The sequence below is a fragment of the Pseudoxanthomonas sp. LH2527 genome, assembly GCF_022539275.1.
Lineage (GTDB): Bacteria > Pseudomonadota > Gammaproteobacteria > Xanthomonadales > Xanthomonadaceae > Pseudoxanthomonas_A.
This window is the reverse complement of sequence record NZ_JAKZBW010000004.1, coordinates 56,184-68,084: the sequence shown is the minus strand read 5'-3', so window position 1 is coordinate 68,084 and position 11,901 is coordinate 56,184. Positions and strand designations below refer to the sequence as shown.

Annotated in this window: 7 protein-coding genes and 1 tRNA gene; 2 read left to right on the top strand and 6 right to left on the bottom strand. The window is 66.5% G+C overall.

Annotated features, from left to right (window positions below):
- Nucleotides 1-2: 2 nt before the first annotated feature.
- Nucleotides 3-1,946 carry a glucans biosynthesis glucosyltransferase MdoH gene (gene mdoH, locus MMG85_RS03835; RefSeq protein ID WP_241044821.1) on the top strand — a complete coding sequence of 648 codons (1,944 nt, stop codon included), beginning with the start codon at nt 3-5 and terminating at the stop codon, nt 1,944-1,946.
- Nucleotides 1,937-2,012: transfer RNA gene (locus MMG85_RS03830), tRNA-Ile, on the top strand. The genes mdoH and MMG85_RS03830 overlap by 10 nt, the downstream gene beginning before the upstream one ends.
- A 167-nt stretch (nt 2,013-2,179) precedes the next feature.
- Here MMG85_RS03830 and MMG85_RS03825 read toward each other — a convergent pair.
- The 6 genes from MMG85_RS03825 to MMG85_RS03800 all read right to left on the bottom strand — a co-directional run bounded on the left by MMG85_RS03825 (nt 2,180) and on the right by MMG85_RS03800 (nt 11,808).
- Entirely contained in the window at nt 2,180-3,442 is a 1,263-nt protein-coding gene (locus MMG85_RS03825) for a hypothetical protein (RefSeq protein ID WP_241044820.1), read from the bottom strand.
- 112 nt (nt 3,443-3,554) lie between these two features.
- Nucleotides 3,555-5,144: an alkaline phosphatase D family protein gene (locus MMG85_RS03820; protein WP_241044819.1), complete on the bottom strand. Its 1,590-nt coding sequence runs from the start codon at nt 5,142-5,144 to the stop codon at nt 3,555-3,557.
- Between the two features lie 92 nt (nt 5,145-5,236).
- Nucleotides 5,237-8,608: a TonB-dependent receptor gene (locus MMG85_RS03815; protein ID WP_241044818.1), complete on the bottom strand. Its 3,372-nt coding sequence runs from the start codon at nt 8,606-8,608 to the stop codon at nt 5,237-5,239.
- Nucleotides 8,609-8,700: 92 nt separating this feature from the next.
- The gene (locus tag MMG85_RS03810; protein ID WP_241044817.1) at nt 8,701-9,684 is read right to left on the bottom strand and encodes a FecR domain-containing protein; all 984 of its coding nucleotides are present in this window, start codon (nt 9,682-9,684) and stop codon (nt 8,701-8,703) included.
- Nucleotides 9,677-10,246 carry an RNA polymerase sigma factor gene (locus tag MMG85_RS03805; protein WP_241044816.1) on the bottom strand — a complete coding sequence of 190 codons (570 nt, stop codon included), beginning with the start codon at nt 10,244-10,246 and terminating at the stop codon, nt 9,677-9,679. Before MMG85_RS03805 ends, MMG85_RS03810 begins: the two co-directional genes overlap by 8 nt.
- A gap of 221 nt (nt 10,247-10,467) precedes the next feature.
- A complete protein-coding gene (locus MMG85_RS03800; RefSeq protein WP_241044815.1) occupies nt 10,468-11,808 on the bottom strand; it encodes an MFS transporter in 1,341 nt (446 codons plus the stop codon).
- Nucleotides 11,809-11,901: the final 93 nt, after the last annotated feature.

The following is an 11,901-nucleotide window of genomic DNA, read 5'->3' as shown; positions in this document are numbered from 1 at the left end:
TCATGAGCGATGCCCGCCACCCCTCTCCGCCGTCGCCGTCCTGGCTGCCGCCCGAGTCGCCGTTGCCCATGCCGGTGCAGGACCTGCGTAGCGGGCGCCTGTCGCCGCGTCGCCTGCCGACGTCACCGGCCAGGATCGGAGGGCGGCGCGCGCTGGTGATGGGCAACGCGGTGCTGATGACGCTGTTCGCCACGTACCAGATCTGGTGGGTGCTGCGGGGCGAGGGCATCAGCGTGCTGGAAGGGGTGCTGCTGGCCCTGTTCGTGGCGCTGTTCGCATGGATCGCTCTGTCGTTCTCCAGCACGCTGGCGGGATTCGTGCTGCTGCTGTCGAAGCGCACACAGGCGCCCGGGATCGACGAGGACGCGCCGTTGCCCGCGCTGTCCACGCGCACGGCGCTACTGGTGCCTACCTACAACGAAGATCCGGAGCGCGTCCTCGCCGGGGTGCAGGCGATGCACGAATCGTTGGCGCAGACCGGCCAGGGCACGTGCTTCGACTTCTTCATCCTCAGCGATAGCACCGATGCGGACGTGCGCCAGACAGAGGGCAGGGCGGTGCGCGCGCTGCTGCACCGCCTGGGATCCGACGCGCGCGTGTTCTATCGGCGCCGGGACAAGAACACCGAACGCAAGGCCGGCAACATCGCCGACTGGGTGCGTCGCTTCGGCGGCGCCTATCCGCACTTCCTGATCCTGGATGCGGACAGCCTGATGACGGGCGAAACGCTGGTGCGCCTGGCCGCGGCCATGGAGCGTCAATCGACCCTGGCGCTGATCCAGACGCTGCCGATGATCGTCAACGGGCGCACGTTCTTCGCGCGCATGCAGCAGTTCGCCGGGCGGGTCTATGGTCCGGTGGCCGCGCATGGCATCGCGTGGTGGCATGGCGCGGAGGGGAACTACTGGGGTCACAACGCCATCATCCGCACGGCCGCCTTCGCGCGGCACGCGGGCCTGCCCCACTTGGGCGGCGGCAAGCCGTTCGAAGGCGCGGTGCTGAGCCATGATTTCGTCGAAGCCGCCCTGCTGCGGCGTGGCGGCTGGGCCGTGCACATGGCCCCGGGTCTTGGTGGCAGCTACGAAGAAGGGCCGCCTTCGCTGATCGACATGCTGGTGCGCGACCGCCGTTGGTGCCAGGGCAACCTGCAGCATGGCGCGGTGGTGCCCGCGCGTGGGCTGCACTGGGTCAGCCGCCTGCACCTGCTGGTGGGGATCGGTCATTACTCCACCGCACCCATGTGGGCGATGCTGATGCTGGTGGGCCTGGCGATTCCGTTGCAGCAGGCCGGCTTCCATCTGGCGCAGCCGCATCTCGACGGCTTCACGCCTGCGCTGTACTGGCGCGGCGGCGATCCGGAGCGTTTCCTGTGGGTCTTCTATCTCACCATGGCGGTGTTGCTGGCGCCCAAGGCGATGGGGTGCATCGCCACGGTGCTGGAGCCGTCGTTGCGCCGGCAATGCGGCGGTGCATTGCGGATCGCCGGCAGCGCACTGCTGGAGACCGTGATGGCGGCGCTGATGGCGCCCGTCACGATGTACGTGCAATCGCGTGGCGTGGCCGACGTGCTCGCCGGACGCGATTCGGGCTGGGAAACGCAACGGCGCGATGATGGCAGCGTGCCGCTGGCCGGCCTGGTGCGTCGCTACGCCGGCCTCAGCCTGTTCGGTGCGTTCAGTGGCGTGCTGGCCTATCTGGTCTCGCCCGCACTGGCGGCATGGATGGCGCCGGTGGTGCTGGGCATGGTGCTCTCCGTGCCCATCAACCTGCTGACGGCATCGCCCGCGCTGGGCGACCGCCTGCGCCGCGCAGGCTGGCTGCGCACGCCGGAAGAAGCCGCACCGCCCGCGATCCTCACCCGCGCCCTCGAACTGCGCGCGCCGCCGCCCGACATCCCATTGACCGCCACCGCCTCCGGTACAATCCCGGCCGCGGAGGGCCTATAGCTCAATGGTTAGAGCAGAGGACTCATAATCCTTTGGTTCCAGGTTCGAGTCCTGGTGGGCCCACCAATCGCTTCAATCACTCAGGTGGTTGTCAGCGGCAGCTCAAGTTGAAACCTTGTTTCGACTTGCGATGCTCGAGTGAGGAGGCAGTTGCAACGACTTGCCTTCGCGTGACGGCCAGATGATGTCGCTCCGGTGGCCGTCGGCCAGAAGCAGACGCCGTCCACCTCAGGCTAGTTCGACTCATACGGTCCGTGCACGGCCTTCACCCGCATCGCTTCGTCGGCATCGTCCAGCACGAACACGCGATAACGGGCGCCGCCGCGTTCCACCCTGATCACGACATGGCCTTGCACGCTGGCCGCCTTGTCCACGCGATAAGTGGTCTTGGCCGTCGCGTCGGAGACATGGGTGATGAACACATCCCGCTCGCCCGGCCAGACCTTCTGCGACGTCATGCGCCGGTAGGTGTTGACGGCAGGATGCCCGTCGGCGCGCGCGGGCACGACGATCACCCGCGGCCGAAGCGCAGCCAGGAAGGGAATGCTGTTGGCATCCCAGCTGCCGTGATGGTTGGCCTTCATCGCGTCGACCGGCCCGGCAGCCTGCGCGACGGGGGGCTCCACGTTCTTCCAGGCATGCGGTTCGAACGTGACCTCTTCGTCCACCGCGGAAAGATCGCCGCCGGTGTAGTAGTCGAAGGCGCCGTATCGCACACGCAATGCGATGCTCAACTTGTTCTCGCCGGGTTGGTCTTCCGGGGGAATACCCTCCAGTGGCGGGAACAGACTGCGAGTGGCTGTTCCTTCCCCCGTCCACACCCGCCCATTGGCGTACAGGTTGCGGATTTCGAACCCGGGGTAGCGGCCGCTTCCGTGCACCAGCGCGATCTGATCGTTGCGGCCGGGCTCGAAGGCCTCGACCCGCATGCCTCGATGCCTGATCTGCCAGTCGAGGAACCGCCGATAGTTGTCCATCGTCGGGTTCCTGATCGGGGCCGGATAGTCGTAGCGGGGCCATCCGCGGTCGATGACTTTGGCGATGCCGACCGACTCGGCGACCTGGGTGATGCCACTAAGCTGGTAGCCGTTCGGCGAGCGCGGCGAGTCCGGGACGATCGTGCCCATGTGGTCGCCATGGAAGTGGCTGATGAGGGCGTAGTCCAGCTTCACCGCACCCGCCGGCAGCACGCGGCGCACATAGCGGGCGACCCACTCGCCCGGGGGACGCGAGGCATCCGGTCTGGTCGGCAGCAGGAACGGCGCCTGCTCGCTCGTCTTTCCGCTCATGTCGATCAACACGCTGGTGCCGTCCGGCAGCACCATGAGCTGGGCTTCACCGCGGCCGGTGTGGATGTGGTGGATGTCGAGTTCTCCTTCGCGCCATGGCGGCAGCGGTTCGCCGCGGGTCGTTCCCCTGGCGTCCCGTTCCGCCGCACCGGTGGACGACCACAACGCGAGCATGGGGAGCACCATGTACAACGTGATTGCTTTCATCGGAGCCCTCCACGGGCGTTCGTGGCGAAGGCCGAAGCCGCATGCCCCTGTCGAAGCCGGACGTCCTGCTCCCTGTCTGCGGGGCAGGGAGCGCAGTGCAGGACCACGCACGTCACGCCTTCGCGATGCCCGGCTTTCCGTTCTCGGTGACCAGGCGGGCAATCACCGACTTGCTGCCTCCGGGCGTGGTCACCCTGTGGATGGCCACGACATCGGTCCGCCACACGCGCGGGCCGATGTCGAACATCTGGTAACCACGACGGTCGTTGACCAGAACGTTGTGCGGGTTGTCGTCCAGCACGGTCTCCCACGTCGCGGGAACGTCGCTGCCGTCGCCGCCCGAAGCGATGGAGGTGGTGACGAACTCGGTGGCCACCGGCGCACTGAGGAGGTCGCCGTCACGGGAGGGAATGACGCCGGCATGGTGCTTGTGCACGTCTCCCGTCGCCACCACCACATTCCCCAGCTTCCGCGCCTGGATCATGTCCAGCACGCGCGCGCGCGATGACGGATAGCCGCTCCACGAGTCCGTATTGAGACGGCCCGACTTGCGGCTGGTGGGATACGTGTAAGGCATCATCATCACCTGCTGGGCGAGCAGGTGCCAGCGCGGCTGCGCATTCAGGCCCTGCTCCAGCCATCCCTCCTGTGCCACGCCGAGCATCTGCTCCGTCCCGGCCTCGTCCGCGGTACGGCAGGCCTTGGTCATGCCCGGCTCGCAACGCTGCCGGCTGCGGTACTGCCGGGTGTCCAGCAGATGGACCCGCAGCATCCGGCCGTAGTCCAGTCTGCGATGCATGGTGATGCCGTGCCGGGGCGTGGGGAACAGTGCACGACGCACCGGCATGTTTTCGTACCACGCCTGCATGGCCGCGAATTTCCGCAGGGCGAACACCTCCGGCGGCGTGCCGTCCTGGTCCAGCGCTGCGGCCCAGTTGTTGTCGAACTCGTGGTCGTCCCAGGTGGACAGGAAGGCCGCCGCTGCGTGCGCGGCCTGGAGGTCGGGATCGCGCTTGTACTGCGCGTACCGGCGCCGGTAATCGTCCAGCGTGTAGATCTCGCCACCGATGTGGCGTCGATCGATCAGCCCACCCGCTCCATCATGCACGGAGAGCGCCGTTTCCTTTCCCCGACCCTCGTAGATGTAGTCGCCGTAGTGGAACACGGCATCCAGATCCGGTTCCTGGCTGAGGTGGCGATAGGCGGTGAACAGCCCTGCCTCATGATGCTGGCATCCGGCCACACCGATGCGGACGCGCTCCGGCATGTCGCCGGCGGCAGGCGCGGTACGCACGCAACCTGCAGGACTCGGCGGCTGGCCTTCGACATGGAACCGGTACCAGTAGGGACGCTGCGCGCGCAGTCCCTCGACTTCCACATGCAGGCTGTGCCCCAGCTCGGGACGCGCGAGGGTTTCGCCCTTGCGCACCACCTTCGCGAACTTCCCGTCTTCCGCCACCTCCCATCGCACCGGAACGGCGAGCATCGGCATTCCCGCGTGCTCTTCCAGCGGCTCGGGCGCCAGACGGGTCCAGATGACGAAACCATCCGGCATCGGGTCGCCTGACGCGACGCCCAGCAGGAAAGGATAGGCAGGGAACCGGGCAGAAGCCCACACCCGTCCGGCGCTTCCAAGCCCCGCGAACAGGGCCAGGCTGCCGACTCCCAGCAGGAACTTGCGGCGATCAAAACGGTTCTGCATGACGAATTCCATTGAGGGCTCTGTGCCGGCATTCCGCAGCGCATTCGCCGGGCATGCATCAGCCATGGGAGAAGTCCGGTGCCGCGTGAGGATCAGAATCGCGCGCGGATGCCGAGCGAGGCGCGGCGACCGCTGGTGATGTAGATCTGGCTGTGGTGTCCCCCCGCACCGAGGCCGACGGGACCGTTCGAGTACACGGTGTGCCGGTTCTGGTCGAAGAGATTGTTGGCGCTGAAATACACCTCCAGACCCAGCCAGTTGTCCCGGGTCTTGGGAATGAGGGTGTAGCTGCCGGACAGGTTCACTTCCAGATAGTCGTCGAAGGGTTGTTCCTGGGTCAGCGAGTACGCACCGTTGCCGTTGTTGACGTTGATCGACCCGGTGGGGCCACGATCCTTCTCGTCGCTCCAGACACCATTGAGGTTGAGCCGCACCGGCCCGTACTTCCAGCCGAATCCGAGGCCCGCCACCTGCTGCGCCACGCGCGACAGTCGCTCCGACGGATTGGTATGGGTGAAATGTCCGCGGATGGTCAGGCCGCTCAGCGCACCCGGAAGGTAGTCCATGGCGTGGTTGAACTCGAACTCGTAACCGTTGACGGTGATCTCCTCCGCGCTGTTGACGGAGGTGCTGACCAGATCGACCGGCTCGCTGCCGGTGTAGCCGAATTCTTCGGCCGTCACCGTCCTGACGCCGATCAGGTCCTTGATCCTGTTGTGGAACACGCCGAACGCGACCAGGCCGACAGGTTCGAAATACTGGGTGGCGCGGATCGAGAAGTTGTCCGAGTATTCCGGCCTCAAGTCCGTGTTGGGCGCGGTGAGTACGTTGCCGTCCTCGGTACCGTAGGCAATCGACGAGGCGCCGGAAAGATCGCTTACTTCCGGCCGCATGATCGTCTTGCTGTAGCCCGCATGCACGTCCAGGTTGTCCGTGATGCTGTACTTGGCCGACGCGCTGGGAAAGAAGTCGTTGTAACCGCCCTCGGTTTCCCTGCGGCGGTTGCTCAGGTACTGGTACTTCAGGCCTTCCACCGTGGTGGCGCGCCCGGTGGTGGCGGACACCGCATAGCCTGCGGCGCGCACCTCGTCGGCGCTGAGCGGATCGAAGTCGTGGCCGATCTGGCGGGTCTTCTCCCAGCGCAGGCCGGCCTGGACCTTGAGCCTGTCGGTGAAGTCCGCCGTGCCCATGAAGTAGAGCGAGGTGATCTTCTCGTCCAGCTTGTTGGCGTTGGCCACGTTGGCGGCATACCACTGCGCAGCGGTCTCGCTGCGCACCCACTGCTCCGGATTCGCCTTCATCATCTGATGGATCCTGGCCAGGCTGTGCACGTACATCTCGCCGCCGCCCAGCGTGCGGATGTTCATCCCGCTCTCGCCGCTATGCCAGACGTTCTGGCTCTGCACCGCACGCAGGAACTCGGCGTTGGTGAGCGGCCCGGTGTAGGTCCAGATGTTGGCGTCGGACGTGTTGCCGAACTCGTAGCCGGCGTCGGTGGCCTTCAGGCCGGTCTTCCACGTGACCGGCACGTTGCCGATGTCCTGGTAGAACTCGAAGTTCAGGCTGCCTCCCCGATATTCCAGCTCCGCAGAGCTGCCGCTGGTGGTGCGGATCGAAGGGCGGGTGGACGCTCCCAGTGCGCCGGCATACGAGCCCAGGGTAAAAGCATCCGGGCTTGCCCAGTCGATGCCATCGATCTGCTGGACCTGCCAGTCCTGCGTCATCCAGTTGCTGCGCGAGGCGCTGTAGTTGCCGCGTGCGGTCAGGGTATTCATCAGGCCCGACACCTGGCCCTTCTTGCCGGAGTCGTAGCGGCTGGTCGAATTGGCCGAGAACAGGTTGCCGTCCAACTTGAACCGCTCGTTCTGCCAGACGAAGCTCGGCACGAAGTTGCGCGAATAACCCACCTTGTAGGTATAGACGTGGGTCAGCGCCAGCGTGTTGGTGGTGGCGGGAAACTGCGTCGTCCAGTCCAGCGACGGATCGCCCTCGTGCGGATTGGCGGCGGTGGCCCGACCGTTGGTGAGGGTAGGGGTGATGTTGTTGGGATCGATGTCGCCGCGGCTCAGGTTGGCGGCGAACGACAGGATCAGCTCATCGGTAGCCTTGAAATCGGCATTGAACGAAGCGACCCGGCGGTTGTACTCGCGGTCGTATCCGGCCGCCGCGATCGACGTGACCGCATACGGTTGGGGGCTGGTCGGGGTCGCCACATAGTTGCGGCCGGCGGTGATCTGCGTCTGTTCGACCAGGTTGTTGGTGCTGCTGATGCCGGCGGCGATTCCCAGCCGACCCCCAAGGAAGACATCCGAGTAGGTGATCGAACTGCTCGGCAGCCACTTGCTGTCGTAACCGCCCTCCATCCAGCCGGTATTCTTGCTATCCCATAGACCGGCATGCGTCGTGCCCCCCAGCGATACGACGACGCGCCGGCCCTTGGCGTCGAACGCCCGCTTGGTCCGGATATCGATCGTGCCGGCTGGCGCGTTCGCGTCCATGTCGGCGGACGTCGTCTTGTTGATGCTGATGGAGTCGACGCCCGCGAGCGCGCTCTGCTCGAAGCTGAAGGTGCGCGAGCTGGACGAGTTGGCGTCGATACCCGGCAGGCTCACACCGTTCAGGGTCACGCCGGTGTATTTGGCCGGCAGACCTCTCAGGCTGATGTTGCGCGGCGCATCGTCGGCCACGACATCGAAATCGACGCCGGGCATGTACTTCAGGAACTCGCCCGGATTTCCATCGCCGATCTCGCCGAAGCTGTCCGCCGACAGTGTGTTGGTGATGTTCATGGACGCGCGCTGCTCCATGATCGCGCGGGCATCGCCCTCGCGGACGCCGACGACTTTCAGTGCGTCGAGTGTCTGCGCATCGCCCGCTTCCGTCGACGTGCTGCGCAGTTGGAACTCCACGCGCTCGCGTTCGCCACGCTCCAGTTCGATGGTCTTCCGCTGCTCACCGAAGCCGGTGTAGCTGACGGTCACCTGGACCGGGCCGGCAGGAACCCCCGTCAGCTGGAACTCGCCGCGATCACCGGAATTCACGACCCGGGTCCAGCTGCCGCTGCTGATCCTGATGATGGCATCGCGCAGATAGCCGCCCGTTGCGGGGTCCAGCACGCTGCCGGACACGGTGCCGCTGCCCGCATCGCGTGAGGGGTTTGCGGAGTCCTGCAGCAGGATCACGCTGCCGTCATCGGACGTGATGACAAGTGAGGTGCCGCTCAGAAGCGTGTGCAGTGCAGCGCGGAGGTCCTGCTCACCCACCACCGCCGGCGTCTGCACGCCATCGAGTGACGCTGCCGGCGCGATGATCTGGACCTGTGCCTGGCGAGCGAACTCGGGTATGGCGCTCACTGCCGGCTGCGCGGGCACGTTGAACTGCCTTTGCTGCGCCATCGCATGCGGGGTGGATGTCAGCGCCATCGTCACGGCGCTGGCGAGCAGGAGCTTCTTGGAGCGGATCATCGGGCGTGCACTCGTGGATAGTGGCCGCAGAAATTGCGGGCCTCGAATGCAAGAGACGCGGCGCGCGCGCTTCCGCCATGCGTCATGAAAATTTAATCTTCGATGACGATCCTGTTCTTCGTTTCCTGGCGCATCTTCGCGCCGAACACGCCGGCGACCGCCCGGCTGAAGCCGGCCGGATTGTTGGCCGCGAAGTACCCGGTGATGGGTAACGCCGCCAGTCTGGCATCCGCAATCTCGATCGACGCATCGTTGTAGCGCGCGAACTCCGCCGCCGCCTCGGCCAGGGTTTCTCCGCGGAACGCGAGCTTGCCTTCCCGCCACGCCAGCTCGCGCTGCATCTGGTCCGCCGACAGCGACGAGACCTGCACGTCCATGGAGGCGGCGATCAGGGAAGCGCGGGTGTTGGCAGCGAGCAGCTCCCGGCCCTTGCCGCTGGCCGGCACGGCAACCTCGCCGTTCTGCACGACCACCTGCGTCGGCTTGCCCGGGAGTTTGCGCACCACGAACACCGCGGCTCCGGCATCGAGATATCGGCCATCGACTTCCACCCGAAGCGATCCGCCGTCGCCGGTCGCCTCGACCAGCACTTCGCCGCGACGTACCTTCACCAGCAGGCGGTGATTGTCTTCATAGAGATCCACGCGGCTGTCGGTGTTGAGCGTGAGCGTTGAGCCGTCCGTCAGCGGAATCCGCCGCATCTCGCCCTTGGCCGTCGCATAGGCGGTCGGCACGGGGATGGTGACGAAGATGAAGACCGACAGCAGGAGCGAGGCGGCCAGTGCGGCCAGCCAATGGCGGACCCGCCTGCGGTCTCGGGGGAGCGCTGCGTCCTGGTGAAGCGGGGACGACGTGGGCTCTGCGGCTGGAGCGTCGGCGACGACGAGGATGGCCTCAGGTCGGGACCACAAGGCCCGTGCACGCATGAAGGCGCCGCGACTGCGGGGATCCCCGCGCAGCCAGTCCTGGAGTTCCCTGTCCTCGGCGGGCGTCAGCGGCGCACGGTCGAGCCGCGCCACCCACTGGGCCGCGGTCGCTTCGATCGCCCGGCTTGATTCGCGACCCTCCTCAGACACGCTTGTTTTTCCGTCCATCTCCCTTGGAGATCTGGGAGCAGGGGTTTCCGCCATCCGCCAGCCTGTCTCCCAGCCACCGGATCCCGCGCGCGATGTGTTTCTCGACCGTGTTCTCGGAAATGCCCATCCGTTCGGCGATCTCCCGCTGCGAAAGCGCGTGTATCCGGCGGAAGACGAAGGCCTGACGCGCCTGCTCGGGCATGCCCTCGATCAGTTCGGACAGATGGCGCAGATCGTCCAGCCCTATCGCCTTCTGCTCGGGCGTGGCGGCCTTGTCCGCCACTTCGATCGTGCCGAGCTCTTCGATCGCCATGATCGGCACGATCCGCGCACGCCGGATATTGCGCAGCATGAGCGAGTGCGCCACCTGGAACAGGTACGCCCGCGGATTGAGGATGTCGTCCAGCCTGTCGCGCTCCAGCAGCAGCGCATAACTCTCCTGGATGATGTCCAGGGCATCGGAATCCTGGATCCGCAGGCCAGCCAGCCAGCGCCTCAGCGATGTTTCGTGCGGGAGGATGTTGAAAGCGAACCAGTGCTCGCGCCCGCTGTCATCGGCCACGACCCTTTCGGCGGAGTGTTGGAGCGACAAGAAGGATCCCCACGCCAGTCCCGCGTGGAAGGAGGGACCCTCCGGCGATTCTGGAAAGCCAACATGACGTCGATATGACGTCTCTCCTGTGGTCGACCTGCAGGCTGTCCCTGTTTCCGTGCATTCCAGACGCACCGCGTTCTCGCCTCTCCTCTGTCAGGAGGTTCAACGGACAGGCAGCGGCCGCATCATCAACCTGCGATGTCGGGCGCCGGTTCTTGTCGAGCATTGCGGTAGCGTCGCCCCAGCCAGATGGCCAGCAGCGCCCACGCAGCCGTGAGGGGGATGACCGCGCCCAGCAGGCTTCCCGGCCCCGTGCCCGCTCGCCCGACGATCGCTTCGATCTGCGCGCCCAGCACGTCGCCCAGCCGATAGACGAAGGTGTCGATGAAGGCCCTGGCTTTGTACTTGTGACCGCGCCGGACGTGCGTGAAAAGCAGTTCGCGGGCCGGACGCGCGATGCCGCGCTGCACCGCCCGGTTGGCGGCGTCGAGCACGTACAGGATCGCGATGCCGCCGTGTGCCGCGAGTCCCGCGAATCCGAGCGCGGTGGCCATGGGCAGCGCCACCAGCGCATGCCCCGGGCCGACGCGGTGGCCGATGCGGGTGGCCATCGCGAGCTGCAACACGAGGAATACGAGCTGGGTCCACATGTCGATGTTCGCCAGCAACGCCGCCATCGCATCCTGTCCCGCATCCACGCCGGCGACCAGCTGCAGGCGGGCGAGGTAGACCAGGGTGGTCATCACCGCCATCAGCAACACGTAGCCGGCGATGCCGGCCAGATAGGGCGAGCGGACGACCGCCTGCGCACCGTCCCATGCGCCGCCGCCCATCGGGGCTGCATCGTCGGCGGGCTGTCTGTCCGTCTCGTCGTGCGCCTTGCCGCGGGCCGGCGTGAGGCGGATCAACCACCACGCGGACAGGATGCCCGCCACCAGCAGCACCACCGCGAGCGGCAGCAGGTTGGACGCGCCGAGCGGTTGCGCAAGCCGTGACGTCAGCCAGGCGCCGAAGATCGCGCCCAGGGTGCCGCCCACGCCGACCAGCGCGAACAGGCGCGTGCCCTGTTCGCGGGTGAAGCGGTCGGAGACCAGCGCCCAGAACACCATGGTGCCGAACACGTTGAGCACGCTGAACCACACATAGAACGCCTGGCCACTGCGCAGCGCCGCGGCCGCGGAGCCGAACGTCATCAGCGCCCACAACACCAGCAACGTCAGTCCGAAGAAGCCGTACGTCATGGCGATGGCGTGCGGTCGGCGGACGCGGGCCACCAGCAGGCCGAAGACAGGATTGAGCGCCAGCGTGACGAGGGCGGTGGTGATGAACAACCCGCGCACGCTCTCCATGCCGCCGGCCATGCCGACCGCATCGCGCACGGGCCGTAGCAGCATCAGCGCCGTCAGCACGAAGAAGAATCCGCACACGGCGGCCAGCAGCGGACCGAGGTCTTCCCGACGCACATCGAAGACCGCCTTCGTCCAGCTCGCCACCCATCGCCGCGGCGGTCGCCGCGCGGATCGCGTCATGTCGGTCTCAAGCGAGGCCATGGCATGCGGACGTTGACGGTGTCGGTTCGGAACCGGCGAAGCGCGGTGACGGAGCACGACGGTCCGCGCGCA